The following is a 17,374-nucleotide window of genomic DNA, read 5'->3' as shown; positions in this document are numbered from 1 at the left end:
GATACCTATGTTTAGCTTATTTCGCAGCTCTGTTCGCCCGTTATTTTTTCTTGGCCTGTTCTGTTTCTGGCTGCCGGCGCAAAGCCAAACCGAACAAACCCCGGCTTATATTAGTGATGCTTTAGTAGTGTATTTACACTCTGGTCCAGGTAATCAATACCGTATCATCGGCACCCTGGCAGCAGGCAGTAGTGTTATGCGTCTTAGTGAAGAAAATGGTTATGCACAAATTCAGTATGACGAAAACAAAACCGGCTGGTTACCAAAAGAGAACTTAACTTTTACACCGGGGCTCAGTGCTCAGCTTAGTGAATTGCAAGCCACCTTTACCGAACAAAGCACCAAACTGGCCGAACTGGAACAAGCGAATAGCTTATTGCAAACCGATCTAAACCGGATAACTTTGGAGCGAGATCAGGCGCAACAAGAACTACAGCAACTCAGCCGTAGCAATGAGCGTTTAACGACAGAACTGGATAAAACAGAAGCCAGTTTCTGGCAGCAGCCTATGGTATTGGGGGGCGCTATCTTGTTCTTTGGTCTCATTTTCGGTTTGCTATTGCCGAAGTTAATACCACAACGTCGCAACAGCGAGCGCTGGATGTAATCATGTTAAAGCGGGGGGGTACTGGCATCAGCATGATGTTTCAACGGTAACCCCCGATCATTTTTCACCTGCTCAATCACTACATAAGTATGGGTTTGCGCTACCCCGGGCAGATCCACTATCTGTGCTAAAATACTACGGTAAGCTTCCATATTTGGTAACCTTAGCTTTAACAAATAATCAAAGCCGCCCGCAACCATATGACACTCAGCAACCTGCGGGATCATCACTACGGCTTCCCGGAACTTATCAAAGACATCACTGGTGGTTCTATCTAAGGTCACCTGAATGAAAGCAGCTGTACCATAACCCAATTTACTGCTATTGAGTCTGGCGCCATACCCTTCAATAAATCCCTCTTTCTCAAGACGTTTTACCCGGTCAATACAAGGACTGGCGCTTAAATTCACCTTCTTTGCTAAATCAACATTGGCAATACGCCCTTCTTTTTGCAACGTATCGAGAATACTGATGTCAATACGGTCTAACGCTTTGGCTTTGACGCTTTGGTTCATGGCAGCATTTTTTCGGGTTAAAGGTCATTAATGCCAGATTATATACGGTTAAATCGGAAAAATAACCACCCTATTCTGTGGTCTTTTCACTAAAATGCCGCAGCAAACTAAAGCCTAATTTCAGGATACCTCTTATGCTGTTTAATGGTTCACTGGTCACTACCGACCCGATTCGCCAACTTATCCGCGATCATTACCGTGCCGATGAAGATCAGGTACTGGATTTCTTGCTGCCGCTGGCCGAGGTGGATGCGAAAACCCGCAGTCGCGCCTGGGAAAGAGCGCGTCAGTTAGTGTTGTATATTCGTCAGGCGCAGGTCGGTAAAGGTGGCGTAGATGCGCTATTAAACGAGTTTTCATTATCTACTGAAGAAGGCTTGGTACTGATGTGCTTAGCCGAAGCACTATTACGCGTACCCGACACCACCACTGCCGATCGACTGATCCGCGACAAACTGTCGCAAGGAGATTGGAGTGCCCACTTAGGTAACAGCAGCTCGGTCTTTGTTAATATGTCGAGCTGGGGTTTGTTACTGACCGGCAAGCTGGTGAACTACTCAGATGAAGAGAAAAAACAGCAATTTGGCTTGTTAAAGCGCACCTGTGGTCGCTTAGGTGAGCCAGTGATTCGTCAGGCTGTGCGTTACGCAATGCAAATTATGGGATCGCAATTCGTCTTGGGTACCACTATCGACAAAGCGCTAGATCGTGCAACCGAGATGGAAGCCAAAGGTTTTAGCTATTCTTACGATATGCTGGGCGAAGGTGCCCGTACCATGGCCGATGCCGATCGCTACTTTGAAGCCTATATGCTGGCGATTCATGCTATTGGTAAAGCGGCTAACGGTCGAGGTCCCATTAAGAGCCCTGGCATTTCGGTTAAGTTATCCGCCATTCACCCGCGTTACGAATTTAGTCATTTAGACCGGGTGCACCAGGAGCTTGTACCGCGCTTAAAACAATTAGCCTTAGCGGCAAAGTCCTACAATATTGGCTTTACAGTCGATGCTGAGGAAGCAGACCGCCTGGATATGTCATTAGATGTGATCGGTACGGTATTTAGCGATCCTGATCTAAACGGCTGGGAAGGCTTTGGTTTAGCCGTGCAGGCTTATCAGAAGCGCGGTATTTATGTGATTGAATGGCTGCGCGAGATTACGCTAAAAGTCGGCCGGAAAATGATGGTTCGCTTGGTGAAAGGCGCTTACTGGGATACCGAAATTAAAGTCTCGCAAGTGGAAGGCCTAGACGATTTCCCGGTATTTAGCCGTAAGCCAGCGACTGACGTTTCTTATCAGGCGTGTGCCAAAAAATTGCTGAGCTACCGCGACAGTATTTACCCACAATTTGCTACCCATAATGCGTACACTGTCGCCACTATTATCGAAATGGCCGGTGAGTTAAGCGGTTTTGAATTCCAACGTTTACATGGCATGGGGGATGCCCTTTATGATTTGGTCGTTGCCAATGAAAAGATCCCTTGCCGGATCTACGCCCCCGTTGGCGAACATGCTGATCTGCTGGCGTACTTAGTACGTCGCTTACTCGAAAATGGTGCTAATAGCTCCTTTGTAAACAATATTATTGATGAAAGCATTCCGGTCGAATCCTTGTTACAAGATCCGGTAGAGCAAGTTAAAGGCTGGAAGAAAAAACGTAATCAGTCTATTCCACTACCCGCTAACCTCTATGGCAACAGCCGCTTAAACTCCCGTGGTTTAGATTTAACCGATATTAATCAGTTAACACCACTACAACAGCATATGACACAATTTGCCAAAGCACTAAGCACGCAAACGGCACCAGCCAATAGCGTGCCCGTAGTAAACCCGGCAGATTTGCAAGAAATCATTGGCTACTTACAGTACGCTGATGCCGAAACAATGCAGCAATTGCTTAGCAATGCCGAGCAAGCATTTACTCGCTGGTCACAAAGTGCCGTAACAGAGAGAGCCGAACTGCTGCGGCGTTTAGCCGATGCGATGGAGCAGCATCGCGATGAATTACTGACTCTATGTGTTAAAGAAGCCGGTAAAGTGCTGGCTGATGCGGTCGCCGAAGTACGTGAAGCAATCGATTTTTGCCGCTACTATGCCCATCAAGCCGAGCTGCTGTTTGCTACACCGCAACATGCTCGTGGTGTATTCCTCTGTATCAGCCCGTGGAACTTCCCACTGGCCATCTTTATTGGTCAGGTTGCCGCAGCCATTGTCGCAGGGAATACCGTGCTGGCCAAACCCGCCGAACAAACCAGTTTGGTGGCGGTGCGTACCTTAGAACTATTGCAACAATGCGGCATGCCAGAGCATGTGGTGCAATTAGTGATAGCTCCGGGTCGTCAGGTAGGCGAGCACATAGTGCCAGATCTTCGCATACAAGGTGTGATGTTTACCGGCTCCACGGAAACCGGGTGCTGGATCGCCCGCAAATTAGCCGAACGCGGCGGTGAACCCGTGCCATTGATTGCCGAAACCGGTGGTCAAAACTGTATGATTGTGGATTCAACGGCCCTGCCCGAACAAGTTGTCGATGATGTGATCTCTTCTGGTTTCCAAAGTGCTGGGCAGCGCTGCTCGGCACTAAGGGTGTTATTTTTACAAGAAGACGTGGCCGATAAAATCATTACCATGATTAAAGGCGCCATGGCCGAGCTGCATGTGGGTGATCCAGCCTGGTTAAGCACCGATTTAGGACCGGTGATTGATAGCAAAGCGCATGAGCGTTTGACGAACCATGTGCACTATCTGCAGGATAAAGCCACACTGCACTATGCCTGTAAGATCCCAACCGACGGTGAGCATTTTTTCTTTGCCCCACATCTGTATGAGATTAGCGATTTAACAGTGTTAGAGCGCGAAGTCTTTGGCCCTGTTGTGCATATTATTCGCTTTAAAGCCGATGAAATAGATAAAGTGATTGCACAAATTAATGCCACAGGCTACGGCCTGACCATGGGTGTGCATAGCCGTATTGAACAGCTAACCCGGAAAGTGACCCGCGAAATTAAAGCCGGCAACGTTTATGTTAACCGCAATATGATAGGTGCTGTGGTTGGCGTACAGCCTTTCGGTGGCCGCGGTTTATCAGGCACAGGCCCCAAAGCCGGTGGCCCCCTATATTTACAACGCTTAGTCAAAGATAATTTAAGCGTGGCCTGTCCGGAGTTAGATGAGGCGAAGAAAAGCCGCCTACTAGCAGAAACGACTAGCAGTGCTGTAGCGTACGCTATGCCAGCGGCCGCTATAGCCCAGTATAAATGGGCCTTAGCTCCCATTAATCAACGCACCTCGGTACTACGCCAGTTTTTGGCGTCACTGGCATCTAATAAGGTCGTCAGCCGGCTAGAACCCGATTTAGAACAAGTGTTAAGCATGGCACGCAGCAAGTTACAGCGGGTAGAGCTGGAGTTACTGCGCCCCATTAATTTGCCTGGCCCAACCGGAGAGAGCAATACTCTGACATTAGATCCACGCGGCATCTTAGCCCTGCTACGCGATGACAGCTGCAGCTTTAGTCATTGGTTATTAAGCATTATCACCGCGCTAGCCGCTGGTAACGCGGTAATCACTGCAGTAGAAGAAGCTGACTTAGCAGAAGCGGAAGCCTGTATTAAGGCGTTAATTGCGGCCGGTATGCCACAGCACTTATTAGCCGTAGTACGCTTAGATTGTTTAACTACTCTGTTGGCACATACCGACTTAGCCGGTGCTATCATTGAAGTGAGTAGCGCCTTAAAGCCACTAGCCGGAGAGTTAATCGCTGCCCGTGAAGGTGCTATTTTGCCGCTTATTACCGCTCCGGCTGATGAGAGGATGCTGCACCGCTTAGTAACTGAGAAAACCATCACCATCAACACTACTGCCGCAGGAGGCAATGCTTCGCTTATGACTATGGCAGATAATATTGGTTAACGTTGGCGTCAACCGCTGTCTTTAACAGTGATCAGCAACGGATTAAACATAAATCCATGTTAAAATAGCGTAAAAAGCCCACCGCAATGTGGGCTTTTTGCTATATTGCTATGTATGCACCAGCTTTTCTATTTGCCTCAGCTGCATACTGCACAGGACGTAAATACCACTATGACTTACCAGAAAGTGTCGATTGATAAACTTCAGCCTGGCAGCTATGTGGTGCAAGTGCTGGAACAAAGCGGTGAGCTGGAAATTAAACATGCTGGCTGGGTAAGAACTCAGCAAGCGATCAGAGCATTAAAAGACAAAGGCGTTCGTGTCGTTGCCATCGATCCTGCCAAGCAACTGGTCACAAATAATCAAAATATTAAAGCGACACCAATAGAAAAAGCCGAACCCGCAGCCTTTCGTGCGGTATTTGCCGATGAGCAGCCTAAAGCAGAACGCTGTCTTGAACAAACCAAAATAGCACAACAACGTATTTTGCACGCTGCGACTAAAGCTGAGCCGGTTGATCTTACATTGATACATGAAGTTAGCGCGGGTTTGTCTGATTCTGTTAGTCGCAATCCCGATGTATTACTTTGTATAACACGTATTGCCACCGAAAGTGATCAACTGTTACAACATAGTATTAATTGTGCCGTTTATATGGCTGCTTTTGCACGCTTTTTAAACTTTCCTAAGCATAAAATTGAAGCGCTGATTACCGCAGCCTTGTTACATGACGTTGGTAAGGCGCAAAATCCTGCCTTATTAAAACGACCCGATGCGGCTGCTATTAATACCAGCCTGGCAGTTCTGCAACAGAGCACCGTGCTCGCTGGCAGTATTTCGCTTTGGATTAGCCAACATTGTGCGTACTTAGATGGCAGTGGTACACCGAGTATTAAACAACAACAAATTGATAATGGCAGCCGAATGCTTGCTATCGTCAATTTATACGAACAACTTAGCAGCCAACAACCAGGCTATAGCAATCCACTTAGCGTGATTAAGCAACTCCTTGCTATGGCGCCTGAAAAACTGGATAACGATTATTTACAGTTATTTATTAAATGCATGGGTATTTATCCACCCGGCACCGTCGTAAAACTGACCACCGGGCGCTTGGCTTTAGTGCTGGAAAATAATATTAAAAAGCCAATGCAACCAAAGGTGAAGGTGTTTTATCACAGCCATCACCATCATCACATTCCCAGTAAGATTATTGATTTATCACGCCAGCAAGAAGAACAAATTGAAGCCTGTGTTGACTTAAAGACTTACAGCTTAGAGCCTCACAATTACTTATAAATTACCATTCGCTGAGGGCCCGCATACTAAATAGCTGTTGCCCGTATTCTAATAATACGTATTGGGGTGTGATCTCTCTTAAACGAACATCTGCCGTGACCCATTGTCCTTCTTGTAAAGATTTACCATTCACTTTAACCCAACGCTGAGCTGGCTGAGTTGCATACACATGAGCCTCAAATTTTAGCTTGGGTAACTGCCGCTGCAACGTAAGGTCCAGCAGACCTACATCCAGCGCTGGAGCACTATGGGTGGTTAAGGTGTTTGTCGATGGCGAATTGTTCTGGGCACTTTGCGCAAGCGCACTAGCAAAGCGCTCGCGTAATTCGGTAGGAATTTCAGGTTCAGGTTCTGCCCTAGCAGTATTAGCTGTTAAACTGACTACTGCAGGTTCCGCAGGTAAGGTTTCAACAACCGGCTCAACCTCAGTCCTAGCTACTGCAGCCAGTTCAGGAACCTTAGCGGTTGACAACAAATTCGCAATTTCAACCGGCAATGCGGCTGGCAAAGGTTCAGGCGCTGCAACGGTAGACCCCAACTCAACTTGAGCTTGCTGACCATGAGGTAGCAATAAATATCCTGCTACGAACCCAATGCCAATAGCTAAGAGCAATGCTAAAGCAATAGCAAGATTACGCCAAAAAGCAGAAGTAGCAGGCGCGGGTACTGTCGGCTGCTGCTGTTTTAATGCATCCATCAGAATGGACATAAAGTGTTAATCTCCGCGAAATAGTGGCAGCAATTGTATGGCGAGTAAAAGCCCAAGCAGTATACCGAATAACGCCAATAGCAGCCATAACCATATGGGTAATGTCTTATTTCCAGCACTAGCAACGGGAGGCAGAATTTCGGTAGCAGCACGCTGCACCTCAGGTGCTTCGACTAACGGCTGCTGCTGACTATAGGCTGCTAACATGGCGCGATCGGCCAGTAAATTGACCAACCGCGGAATACCGCCACTTAGCTCAAACAGTCGTTTCACAGCTTTGTCACTAAACACCGGGCGCTGACAACCCGCTACCTGTAACCGAAAACGCACATAATGCTGCACTTCAGCAAAATTTAGTGGCAACAAATGATAACGAGCAGTAATTCGCTGAGCGAGTTGCCGCAAATCATTACGCTGTAGCAATTGCTGCAATTCAGGCTGACCAATCAAAATAACTTGCAGCAGTTTTTTGGTATTGGTTTCCAAGTTAGTCAGCAATCTTAATTGTTCAAGTACAGCTGGTTGTAAATGCTGGGCCTCATCAATAATTAAAATCGTTTTTTTACCCGCAGCATGGTTTTTTTGTAAGCGCTGAGTAATTTTATCGCTTAACAACTTTAAACTGGCGTCGGCTTTTTTGTAACGTATCTTTAGCTCATCACAAATGGCGGCCAGTAATTCCAACTCAGATAAGGTAGGATTTAGGATAAAAGCTACCTCAGTGTGTTCATCTAGCTCCTGCAGCAAGGTGCGCGATACCGTGGTTTTACCGGTACCAACTTCCCCTGTTAACAATACAAAACCACCTGCATCACCCAAACCATAACGTAAATGGGCCAGCGCCTCGGTATGCCGCGGGCTTAAATACATAAAGTCGGGGTTAGGCGCTATGGAAAATGGCGGGCTGGTTAAACCAAAAAATCCGGTATACATCGCTATCCTGTTTCTCAGCACTGCAATTTATGGCAAGAAGGGTATAATGGCAAAAAATATGCAATCAGGAAAGCATGTGCAGATATATCTTGTAGGCGGCGCCGTTCGCGATGAACTTTTAGGCTATCCTTTTCACGAAAAAGACTGGGTGGTTGTGGGCGCCAGCCCAACAGATATGTTGGCGCAAGGCTATCAGCAAGTAGGTAAAGACTTCCCGGTTTTTTTGCATCCCCAAACTAAAGAAGAATATGCACTGGCCCGCACCGAGCGTAAAAGTGGTAATGGCTATACCGGCTTTACGGTCTATGCCGCCACCGATGTCACGCTGGAACAAGATTTAGCGCGCCGTGATTTAACCATTAATGCTATTGCTAAAACGGCTGATGGCAAGCTGATTGACCCTTATGGCGGACAACAGGATCTTGCTCAAAAGCTATTACGCCATGTGTCTGATGCCTTTGTAGAAGACCCGCTTAGAGTGCTGCGCGTGGCCCGTTTTTATGCGCGCTATGCTCATTTAGGTTTTAAGGTTGCCCCAGAAACTTTGGCGCTAATGCAACAGCTTAGTACCAGTGGTGAGCTTAATACCCTAAGCCCAGAGCGGGTTTGGGTAGAGACCGCAAAAGCCCTGAGCAGCCAAAGCCCGGCAGCTTATTTTCAGTTGTTGTATGACTGCGGCGCACTAAAAGCCCTGATGCCAGAGCTGGCAAACTTATGGGGGGTGCCGCAACCAGAAAAATGGCACCCGGAAATTGATACCGGCATTCATACCTTATTGGTTTTAGCGCAAGCGGCTTTGCTGTCTGATAAATTAGAAGTGCGTTTCGCCAGCCTGGTGCATGATTTGGGCAAAGGTATAACACCCAGTGAATTACTGCCGTCGCATCATGGTCATGAACATACCGGCTTACCCTTGATAAACCAACTCTGTGATCGCTTACGAGTACCCAACCAGTGCCGCGAGCTGGCGTTACTGGTATGCGAGTATCATCAACTGATTCACCGAGCAAAGGAGCTAAAAGCCAGCACAGTGCTGAAGTTTTTTAATGCTATTGATCTGTGGCGCAAACCCGGACGACTTGATGATATTTTGCTGTGCTGCACAGCCGATCTCCGCGGGCGAACTGGCTTTGAGCAAGCAGCATATCCCCAGGCCGCCTACTTGCAACAACTGGCAACAGCGGCACAGCAGGTCAATACGCAAGAGATCATGGCGCAGGGCATAACAGGGCCGGCGATTAAAGAAGCCCTGCAGCAGGCAAGATTAACCAGAATCAACACGGCTAAGCTCGCCTACGACAGGTAGATGTGAATTAGCTGGCGGCTGACCAGCTAAGAAAAATAATTAAGCCGACACCCAATAACAGCCGGTAAATAACAAAGGGTAACATGCCCATTTTGCTGATGATTTTTAGAAAATAATGAATACAAATCAAGGCACTAACAAAGGACAGCAAGACCCCGAATAGGATGCCACTGATATCATATTGCGCCGGTTCACCGAGTAGCTTGGTTGTTTGGTAACCGCCACTTAGCACAATAATAGGGATAGATAACAGGAACGAAAAACGCGCGGCACTGACTTTATCTAGCCCCAGTAACATAGCCGCAGTCATGGTGATACCCGAACGTGAAGTGCCGGGGATCAGTGCTACAGCCTGGGCAATACCAATAATCAGCGCTTGGCGCCAGCTCATCTGCGCCATAGCGACTTGTTGTTTTGCTGTCGCATCCGCAAGCCAGAGTAGTAAACCAAACACAATGGTCGTTACGGCGATCACCCAAGGAGAACGCAAAAACGTTTCAATTAAATCAGCTGCTAGCAAACCCGCTAACCCTGCCGGAATTGTCGCCAAAATCACCCACCACGCCAGCTTGCTATCGGTACTATGCTGACCACCAAGACTTTTGACCCAACCTACCGTCAAATTGGCAATGTCCTGCCTAAAGTACAACATCACCGCCAATAGGGTACCCACATGTACCGCCACATCAAAGGCGATACCCTGATCTTCCCAGCCCAAAATAGCGGAAGGTAAAATAAGGTGCGCTGAAGAAGAGATAGGTAAAAATTCGGTAATACCCTGAAGAATAGACAGGATGATAACTTCAATAATGCTCAAGATTAGTCACTCCATGAAAAATCGATAGGCCAGAGCTTCTGGGATTTATTATAAGCTTGCCATAAAGCGGCATAGCTTTGTCCGGTTACCGGATGAATTTGTTCCGCCGCAATCTCAGCCAATGGCCACAATACAAAAGCATTTTCAGTAATTTCACCCCGGGGTAACTGCACCGGCGTATCACAAATGACCTGATCATAGGTCAACAAATCAAGATCTAAAGTCCTGCCAGAAAACTTTTCTGCGCCACGAACCCGACCATACTGATCTTCAATTTGTTTCAGCAAACGAATACAGTCACCAATCGACAAGTCAGTTTCAGCACCAACAACCATATTGTAAAAAGGATCACCACAAAACCCTACGGCTTCACTTTCATAAACTGAAGACAGCGTTAAGGCTCCAAAATGCTCTGCTAGTCCGCGCAATCCGCCACGAATATTAAAATCTCGATTGATATTGGAGCCCACACTAATATAAACCAGTACCATTAGCTGTTTGCTCCGGGGGCATAACGTGTTATCTGTACACCGACTGTTTGCGCTTCAGCTACCGCGCCTGGCTTACACACTGTAACTTCAACTCGCGATGTTGCGAACTCTTGTAGTAACAGCTGGGCTACCCGCTCGGCAACGGTCTCTATCAGCTCTATAGGTTGGGCCGTGATAAGTTTAATCACTTTCTCGCTGATAACGGCATAGTCCAGAGTTAAGCGAATATCATCGCTACTCGCTGCAGCTCGTTGATCTGTGGCCAGTGTAATGTCTAATACCAAACGTTGTTTAATCGTCTTTTCCCAGTCGTACACGCCAATTACGGTATCAACTTGTAACTGCTTGATAAAAACCATGTCCATTAAGTTAATTCCGCATTGCGTTATTTTTCGTTTCAGGTAGGCTGGTGCCATAGGCAAAATGCAAGAAAACCGTTATTTTGCTACCCGAATAAATCTGTTGCAATAGTAGCGCAAAAATGGGTGCTGAGGAACCACGGAATGACCTTGCTAATCCTGATAATGATGGTTATTGCATATCTGCTCGGTTCGATTTCATCGGCCGTGTTGGTTTGCCAGCTGTTTCGTTTACCCGATCCGCGCTTTCATGGTTCAGGTAACCCAGGGACCACTAATGTGCTGCGCTTAGGCGGTAAACTCCCGGCGGTGATGGTACTGCTGTTTGATATATTGAAAGGCACTATTCCGGTTTGGGGCTCTTATTTTCTAAAAATAGAGCCTCTCTGGCTAGGTGTTATTGGTATTTGTGCTTGTCTTGGCCATATTTATCCACTGTTTTTTGGCTTTAAAGGAGGTAAAGCTGTTGCTACCGCCTTTGGTGCCATGATGCCTATCGGCTTGGATTTAGCCGGTTTACTGATAGGTACCTGGCTTATCGTAGTGTTAGTTACCGGTTATTCTTCACTTGGCGCCTTACTCACCGTGGCTCTGGCACCGTTGTTTACCTGGTGGATTAAACCCTTATATACCCTGCCAGTATTCATGTTAAGCATATTGATTATCATACGTCATCGGGAAAATATTATAAGATTGTACCGGCGACAAGAAAGTAAAATTTGGGATAAATCAAAACGCATCAGGGAGTAACGACTGCCACACTTAAAGCTGCAGCAATATTGCTACACAACCTGAGTTGATTACAAAAGCACGTTAAATAACGTTACACAGCAGGCAGTAAGTCTAATGGCCAGCGAGGTGTAACCCCGATGGTAAGGTCCTGCTGCTGCCCGGCCTTTAACCGCTGATAACCAGCAAAAGCAATCATAGCACCGTTGTCGGTACAAAATTCTTTGCGTGGGTAATACACTTTACCGCCCAGTGAACTCAGCATCAGTGCCAATTGTTCGCGTAGAGACTCATTAGCACTTACACCACCGGCAATGACCAAACGTTTAAAACCGGTTTGTTGCAGGGCCCTACGGCATTTTATCAGCAAGGTATCTACCACTGCCTGCTGAAATGAAGCGGCGATATCCGCTTGCACTTGCGCTGAGCTACCTTCTTTTTGAATTACCATCGAGGCTGCCGTTTTTAAGCCACTAAAGCTAAAATCTAAGCCTGGGCGATCAGTCATTGGCCTTGGAAAGGCATATTTTTTAGCATCACCCGTTTTAGCCAACTTAGCCAATAATGGGCCACCAGGGTAATCCAACCCCATCAATTTAGCGGTTTTATCAAAGGCTTCACCGGCAGCATCATCAATTGACTCGCCAAGTAAGGTGTAACGACCTATGCCTTCAACCCCAACCAACTGTGTATGTCCACCTGATACCAGCAATGCCAAAAAAGGGAACTCGGGCACCTCTTCTTCCAGCATAGGTGCCAATAAATGGCCTTCCATATGATGTACCGCCAAAGCGGGCTTTTGCCAGGCAAAAGCTAAACTACGCCCTAAAGTTGCACCAACTAGCAGTGCGCCAGCCAAGCCAGGCCCGGCGGTGTAAGCCACGCCATCGATATCAGCGGCAGTAAGCCCAGCTTCTTTTAGCGCTTGTTTAATCAGAGGTAAGGTCTTACGTACATGATCTCGTGAAGCCAGCTCAGGGACAACGCCACCATAATCAGCGTGAATAGGAATTTGGCTATATAACACATGGCTAAGTAAGCCCAGCTTACCATCATAAATGGCAATGCCGGTTTCATCACAAGAGGTTTCGATACCTAAAACTCGCATTGTTAAGACCTTTGCTGCACTTCGCATGGCAGTTTTCTATGACTGTTCGACAAATAATTGCTAAAAAACCAACACAAGGCTCGTTTTTTCGTTATCATTGCGCCCCTGAAAACGCGCATTGTAGCGGCTTGCACACCCCATAGCCAGAGGATCTGATTTAAGATCACTTAAGCGCTTTACTTTGGTGGTGCTTTTTGCGTAAAATACCGCACCATTTTTAATCGTATTGGTTAACGATAACCAGTTTTTGGCCTGAGGTGAGAATTTAATGCCTGTAGTTAAAGTAAAAGAAAACGAACCCTTTGACGTAGCTTTACGTCGTTTCAAGCGCTCATGCGAAAAAGCCGGCGTATTAGCTGACGTTCGCGCTAAAGAGTTCTATGAAAAACCAACTTGGATTCGTAAACGCAAGAAAGCTGCCGCGGTAAAACGCCACGCGAAGAAGCTGTCTCGCGAAAATGCACGTCGTATCCGCCTGTACTAATCTACAGTCTTAGGGTACCGGCATAGGGTTATTTGCCAGGCTGGCAAAAGCATCGCTAAATATTTAGTCTTGCTACCCTAAAAAATGCTTTATCTGCACACCGTGTTCCCGTAACACGGTTTGTCTTTTTCTGAAGCCTGAATAAAAAGGACAAGTGTGGCAGGACAAATCCCCCGTCAATTTATCGATGATCTGCTTGCGCGTACTGATATCGTAGAGCTGATTGACAAACGTGTGCCGCTTAAAAAAGCCGGTGCCCGCAACTATACTGCCTGTTGCCCATTCCATAATGAAAAAAGTCCGTCTTTTACCGTAAGCCCGGATAAGCAGTTTTACCATTGCTTTGGTTGTGGTGCCCATGGTAATGCCATTACCTTTATGATGGAGTTTGAACAGTTAGAGTTTGTTGAAGCGATTGAAGAGCTGGCCAAAGACCTCCACTTAGAAGTACCACGTGAAAAAGGCTCTCACAGTAACAGGCCAGCGCCACAGGCTGACGACTATCATTTAATGCAACAAGCCGCAGATTTCTATCAGCGGCAATTACAACAAGATGTCCGAGCGCCTGAGGTACAGCAATATTTGCAAAAGCGTGGGCTAAGTGCACAAACGATTCAAGACTTTCAGCTGGGCTACGCTCCCGAAAGCTGGGATGCCTTACTCAAAGCCCTAGGTGGCTATTCTGGTAAAGTATTACGTGACCAGCTTTATGAATTAAAGCTTATCAGCCGCAATGACAATGGCCGCGAGTTTGATTTTTTTCGCGATCGGCTAATGTTTCCTATCCGCGATAAACGCGGCCGGGTTATTGCTTTTGGTGGCAGAGTGCTAGGTGATGGTCAACCCAAATACTTAAATTCGCCTGAGACCCGGTTGTTTCATAAAGGCCGTGAACTTTATGGCCTATACGAGGTGAGGCAGCAACCTGGCCATCTCAACCGTATTTTGGTTGTTGAAGGCTACATGGACGTGGTTGCGTTAGCTGAGCATGACATTAAGTTTGCTGTAGCTTGCTTGGGAACGGCAACTACCTCTGATCATATGCATACACTATTTCGTTATGCACCGCAGGTGATTTGCTGCTACGACGGTGACAGAGCAGGTCGAGATGCTGCCTGGCGCGCCTTACAGAGTGCGCTGCCACAATTGAAAGATGGTGTAGAGCTAAACTTTGTATTTTTGCCCGATGGTGAAGATCCTGATTCACTGGTGCAAAAAGAGGGTAAAGCAGCCTTTTTACAACGGTTAGAGCAAGCACAACCACTCAGCCAATATTTGTTTGAACATTTATTAGCCGAGTTTGATGCGAATACTGATGCCGGTAAATCGGCATTAGCCAACAAAGGCACCGACCTTATTAAGCTGATCCCGGGTAGCTTTTATAAAGAACAGCTTACTGAAAAATTGGATAATTTATTAGGGCGTAAAACTCAACGCCTTAAGGTCAATACCAGCAGAGCGGTGAACCGGCCGATAAGTTCAGCATTAAAAATAACACCGATGCGTCGCGCCATCGCGTTATTAATTCAATATCCGGCACTAGCGAAAGTTATGCCGTACGCACCGGAGCTGGCAGATGCCAATATTCCGGGTATTGGTTTGTTACTGGCTGTGCAGCGCCATTTACTAGAAAAACCAGAGCTAACCACTGCACAATTGTTGGAATACTGGCGAGATCTGCCAGAGCATGCCATCCTATTAAAGTTAGCAACTTGGGAACATCAGATTGAACCAGAACAGCTAAGCCAAGATTTCCTTGATACCTTTCATAGCATCGAGGATTTATATTTACAGCAGCGCCTAGAAGCGCTAGAGCGTAAAGATAAGCTAAAACAGCTAACGCAAACCGAGCAACATGAGTATGTATTGCTGCTCAAAGCGTTAAAAAGCAAAAAACCGCGTCCAGTGAGCTAACTGCGGCTGGCTAGAAAAGCCGCGCTTTGTTATAATCACTAGTTCGCATTTTTAGATTAACAACTTTGGTGGAAGATAAGTCTCTATGGAGCAAAGTCCTCAGTCGCAGTTAAAACTCCTGATCCTTAAAGGTAAAGAGCAAGGGTATCTTACCTTTGCCGAAGTGAACGATCACCTTCCACAAGACATTATCGACTCTGATCAGATCGAAGATATTATTCGAATGATCAACGATATGGGTATTCAGGTGTTCGAAAGCGCACCCGACGCCGATGATCTGATTATGTCAGACGCCGCCGCCGATGAAGATGCCGCGGAAGAAGCCGCGCAAGCATTGGTGAGCGTAGATAAAGAACTTGGCCGCACCACCGATCCGGTGCGGATGTACATGCGTGAAATGGGCACAGTAGAACTACTGACCCGTGAAGGCGAAATTGACATCGCCAAGCGTATTGAAGACGGTATCAATCAGGTACAAACCTCGGTCGCCGAGTATCCTGAAGCCATCACTTACCTGCTGGAGCAATGGGACAAATACGAAGCAGAAGAAATTCGCCTAAGCGATATTGTTTCTGCTTTTATTGATCCGAATGAAATTGATGAAGCACCGGTAATGGGTAGCAACATCGGTTCTGATTTGCCAGAAGAACATCAGGCAGATACTCCTGATACCGATGACGACAGCGATGAAGATAGTGATGCCGACAGCGATGATGGTGATACTGGTCCGGATCCTGAACTGGCACGGATTAAATTCACTGAGCTGCGTACTCAGTACGATACTACGCGCAATTCAATCGTTAAGAATGGCCGTGAGCATCCTACAACCAAAGAAGAAATTGAGAAACTAAGCGAAGTCTTCCGCTGTTTCCGCCTGGTACCGAAACAATTCGATCGCTTAGTTAAAAACATGCGCGAAATGATGGACCGGGTGCGGGTGCAAGAGCGCTTAGTGATGAAGCATTGCGTTGAATACGCCAAAATGCCGAAGAAAAACTTTGTTAAAGCTTTCACTGGTTTTGAAACTTCAACGGCTTGGTTATCAGCTGAAATTGCGGCCAACAAACCTTATTCTCCGAAGCTGTTAGAGCTGCAGGAAGAGCTGGTGCGCAGCATTGAAAAGCTGAAAAAAGTCGAAGAAGAAACCGGCTTAAGTATCTTTAAAATTAAAGATATTAACCGCCGTATGTCGATTGGTGAAGCCAAAGCCCGCCGCGCCAAAAAAGAAATGGTAGAAGCGAACTTACGTTTGGTTATCTCTATTGCCAAAAAATACACCAACCGTGGTTTACAGTTCCTGGATTTAATTCAGGAAGGTAATATCGGCTTGATGAAGGCAGTAGATAAGTTCGAATACCGTCGTGGTTATAAGTTTTCAACCTATGCGACCTGGTGGATCCGTCAAGCCATCACCCGCTCTATTGCGGACCAGGCCCGGACTATCCGGATCCCGGTGCATATGATTGAAACCATTAACAAGCTAAACCGTATTTCACGGCAAATGCTGCAAGAAATGGGGCGCGAGCCATCACCAGAGGAATTATCAGAACGCATGCAAATGCCAGAAGATAAAATTCGTAAGGTGCTGAAAATCGCTAAAGAGCCAATCTCCATGGAAACCCCTATTGGTGACGATGAAGATTCGCATTTAGGTGATTTTATTGAAGATTCAGGTGGTGAATCACCACTGGACTCTGCCACCATGGAAAGCCTGAAAAACGCGACTAACGAAGTTTTAGCTGGCTTAACGGCCCGCGAAGCCAAAGTACTGCGGATGCGTTTTGGTATCGATATGAATACCGACCATACGCTGGAAGAAGTAGGTAAGCAATTTGACGTAACGCGCGAGCGGATCCGGCAAATCGAAGCCAAGGCGCTACGCAAGTTACGCCACCCTTCCCGCTCAGAAGTATTAAAAAGCTTCTTAGACGAGTAAGTAGCTACTCTACGACACAAAAGGCGCCAACTCGGCGCCTTTTTGTTAATTCAGCATAAAATATAAGCAGTTGATAACAGCTAATGTGAGTTGCCAGATGACAAAGCACAAAAAAATTCATATACTGCTGGCCGTTACTAGATACATCTGCAGAAAGTAACTTATTTTCAATCGCTCTCTTTGTATCACCAATAGAGACGACATCAAAATGGCACCATAGCTTAGGCGAAAGGTGGTCAACGCAGGTGATGAGAAG

The 17,374-nt window shown here is 46.7% G+C and carries 16 protein-coding genes; 8 read left to right on the top strand and 8 right to left on the bottom strand.

Annotated features, from left to right (window positions below):
* Positions 1-7: 7 nt before the first annotated feature.
* Positions 8-607 carry a TIGR04211 family SH3 domain-containing protein gene (locus IE163_RS03105; protein WP_189430059.1) on the top strand — a complete coding sequence of 200 codons (600 nt, stop codon included), beginning with the start codon at positions 8-10 and terminating at the stop codon, positions 605-607.
* A 5-nt stretch (positions 608-612) separates the two neighbouring features.
* On the opposite strand, the gene IE163_RS03100 is transcribed toward IE163_RS03105, so the two are convergent.
* Positions 613-1,122, bottom strand: coding sequence for an Lrp/AsnC ligand binding domain-containing protein (locus IE163_RS03100; RefSeq protein ID WP_189430057.1), 510 nt, complete (start codon positions 1,120-1,122; stop codon positions 613-615).
* A 134-nt stretch (positions 1,123-1,256) separates the two neighbouring features.
* On the opposite strand from IE163_RS03100, the gene putA reads away from it, so the two are divergent.
* Together putA and IE163_RS03090 are read left to right on the top strand one after the other, a co-directional pair.
* A complete protein-coding gene (gene putA / locus IE163_RS03095; RefSeq protein ID WP_189430055.1) occupies positions 1,257-5,033 on the top strand; it encodes a bifunctional proline dehydrogenase/L-glutamate gamma-semialdehyde dehydrogenase PutA in 3,777 nt (1,258 codons plus the stop codon).
* A 171-nt stretch (positions 5,034-5,204) separates the two neighbouring features.
* Positions 5,205-6,332 (top strand): cyclic di-GMP phosphodiesterase, encoded by a 1,128-nt coding sequence (locus IE163_RS03090; RefSeq protein WP_189430053.1) that lies wholly within the window; start codon positions 5,205-5,207, stop codon positions 6,330-6,332.
* 1 nt (position 6,333) lies between these two features.
* On the opposite strand, the gene IE163_RS03085 is transcribed toward IE163_RS03090, so the two are convergent.
* Positions 6,334-7,041, bottom strand: a complete 708-nt coding sequence (locus IE163_RS03085; RefSeq protein WP_189430050.1) for a general secretion pathway protein GspB — start codon at positions 7,039-7,041, stop codon at positions 6,334-6,336.
* A gap of 6 nt (positions 7,042-7,047) precedes the next feature.
* Positions 7,048-7,974 carry an ExeA family protein gene (locus IE163_RS03080; protein ID WP_189430048.1) on the bottom strand — a complete coding sequence of 309 codons (927 nt, stop codon included), beginning with the start codon at positions 7,972-7,974 and terminating at the stop codon, positions 7,048-7,050.
* Between the two features lie 76 nt (positions 7,975-8,050).
* Between IE163_RS03080 and IE163_RS03075 the strand changes: the two genes are divergently transcribed.
* Complete coding sequence (locus IE163_RS03075) at positions 8,051-9,280, top strand: multifunctional CCA addition/repair protein (RefSeq protein ID WP_189430045.1); 1,230 nt, start codon at positions 8,051-8,053, stop codon at positions 9,278-9,280.
* A gap of 7 nt (positions 9,281-9,287) precedes the next feature.
* Here IE163_RS03075 and IE163_RS03070 read toward each other — a convergent pair whose 3' ends face one another.
* Genes IE163_RS03070 through folB form a run of 3 tightly spaced genes read right to left on the bottom strand, consistent with a single transcriptional unit; the run spans position 9,288 to position 10,953 of the window.
* Positions 9,288-10,097 carry an undecaprenyl-diphosphate phosphatase gene (locus IE163_RS03070; protein ID WP_189430043.1) on the bottom strand — a complete coding sequence of 270 codons (810 nt, stop codon included), beginning with the start codon at positions 10,095-10,097 and terminating at the stop codon, positions 9,288-9,290.
* Positions 10,098-10,099: 2 nt separating this feature from the next.
* Positions 10,100-10,588: a 2-amino-4-hydroxy-6-hydroxymethyldihydropteridine diphosphokinase gene (folK, locus tag IE163_RS03065; protein WP_189430041.1), complete on the bottom strand. Its 489-nt coding sequence runs from the start codon at positions 10,586-10,588 to the stop codon at positions 10,100-10,102.
* On the bottom strand, positions 10,588-10,953 hold the full coding sequence (gene folB / locus IE163_RS03060; RefSeq protein ID WP_189430039.1) for a dihydroneopterin aldolase: 366 nt from the start codon (positions 10,951-10,953) through the stop codon (positions 10,588-10,590). The genes folK and folB overlap by 1 nt, the downstream gene beginning before the upstream one ends.
* 138 nt (positions 10,954-11,091) lie before the next feature.
* On the opposite strand from folB, the gene plsY reads away from it, so the two are divergent.
* Positions 11,092-11,697 carry a glycerol-3-phosphate 1-O-acyltransferase PlsY gene (plsY, locus tag IE163_RS03055; protein ID WP_189430037.1) on the top strand — a complete coding sequence of 202 codons (606 nt, stop codon included), beginning with the start codon at positions 11,092-11,094 and terminating at the stop codon, positions 11,695-11,697.
* Between the two features lie 73 nt (positions 11,698-11,770).
* Here the strand turns inward: plsY and tsaD are convergent, their stop codons facing one another.
* Positions 11,771-12,784 (bottom strand): tRNA (adenosine(37)-N6)-threonylcarbamoyltransferase complex transferase subunit TsaD, encoded by a 1,014-nt coding sequence (tsaD, locus tag IE163_RS03050; RefSeq protein WP_189430035.1) that lies wholly within the window; start codon positions 12,782-12,784, stop codon positions 11,771-11,773.
* 268 nt (positions 12,785-13,052) lie between these two features.
* Between tsaD and rpsU the strand changes: the two genes are divergently transcribed.
* The 3 genes from rpsU (at position 13,053) to rpoD (ending at position 17,118) form a co-directional block, all read left to right on the top strand.
* On the top strand, positions 13,053-13,268 hold the full coding sequence (rpsU, locus tag IE163_RS03045; protein ID WP_189430033.1) for a 30S ribosomal protein S21: 216 nt from the start codon (positions 13,053-13,055) through the stop codon (positions 13,266-13,268).
* Positions 13,269-13,424: 156 nt separating this feature from the next.
* Positions 13,425-15,182 carry a DNA primase gene (dnaG, locus tag IE163_RS03040; RefSeq protein WP_189430029.1) on the top strand — a complete coding sequence of 586 codons (1,758 nt, stop codon included), beginning with the start codon at positions 13,425-13,427 and terminating at the stop codon, positions 15,180-15,182.
* Between the two features lie 85 nt (positions 15,183-15,267).
* Positions 15,268-17,118, top strand: a complete 1,851-nt coding sequence (gene rpoD, locus IE163_RS03035; protein WP_189430028.1) for an RNA polymerase sigma factor RpoD — start codon at positions 15,268-15,270, stop codon at positions 17,116-17,118.
* Between the two features lie 4 nt (positions 17,119-17,122).
* Here the strand turns inward: rpoD and IE163_RS17720 are convergent.
* Positions 17,123-17,374: hypothetical protein (locus tag IE163_RS17720; RefSeq protein WP_229833407.1), on the bottom strand; the 252-nt coding region annotated here is incomplete at its 5' end.

Origin of the sequence: Alishewanella longhuensis (genome assembly GCF_014653435.1) — a bacterium.
Classification (GTDB): domain Bacteria; phylum Pseudomonadota; class Gammaproteobacteria; order Enterobacterales; family Alteromonadaceae; genus Alishewanella; species Alishewanella longhuensis.
Note: the sequence above shows the minus strand (reverse complement) of the source record. Positions and strands in the feature narration are given on the sequence as shown.

What these genes read in the sequence shown, in the direction of transcription:
- folK (WP_189430041.1), bottom strand. Translation starts at nt 10,588, where the DNA reads ATGGTACTGGTTTATATTAGTGTGGGCTCCAATATCAATCGAGATTTT.
- tsaD (WP_189430035.1), bottom strand. Translation starts at nt 12,784, where the DNA reads ATGCGAGTTTTAGGTATCGAAACCTCTTGTGATGAAACCGGCATTGCC.
- IE163_RS03085 (WP_189430050.1), bottom strand. Translation starts at nt 7,041, where the DNA reads ATGTCCATTCTGATGGATGCATTAAAACAGCAGCAGCCGACAGTACCC.
- IE163_RS03080 (WP_189430048.1), bottom strand. Translation starts at nt 7,974, where the DNA reads ATGTATACCGGATTTTTTGGTTTAACCAGCCCGCCATTTTCCATAGCG.
- IE163_RS03090 (WP_189430053.1), top strand. Translation starts at nt 5,205, where the DNA reads ATGACTTACCAGAAAGTGTCGATTGATAAACTTCAGCCTGGCAGCTAT.
- IE163_RS03100 (WP_189430057.1), bottom strand. Translation starts at nt 1,122, where the DNA reads ATGAACCAAAGCGTCAAAGCCAAAGCGTTAGACCGTATTGACATCAGT.
- rpsU (WP_189430033.1), top strand. Translation starts at nt 13,053, where the DNA reads ATGCCTGTAGTTAAAGTAAAAGAAAACGAACCCTTTGACGTAGCTTTA.
- plsY (WP_189430037.1), top strand. Translation starts at nt 11,092, where the DNA reads ATGACCTTGCTAATCCTGATAATGATGGTTATTGCATATCTGCTCGGT.
- folB (WP_189430039.1), bottom strand. Translation starts at nt 10,953, where the DNA reads ATGGACATGGTTTTTATCAAGCAGTTACAAGTTGATACCGTAATTGGC.
- IE163_RS03105 (WP_189430059.1), top strand. Translation starts at nt 8, where the DNA reads ATGTTTAGCTTATTTCGCAGCTCTGTTCGCCCGTTATTTTTTCTTGGC.
- putA (WP_189430055.1), top strand. Translation starts at nt 1,257, where the DNA reads ATGCTGTTTAATGGTTCACTGGTCACTACCGACCCGATTCGCCAACTT.
- rpoD (WP_189430028.1), top strand. Translation starts at nt 15,268, where the DNA reads ATGGAGCAAAGTCCTCAGTCGCAGTTAAAACTCCTGATCCTTAAAGGT.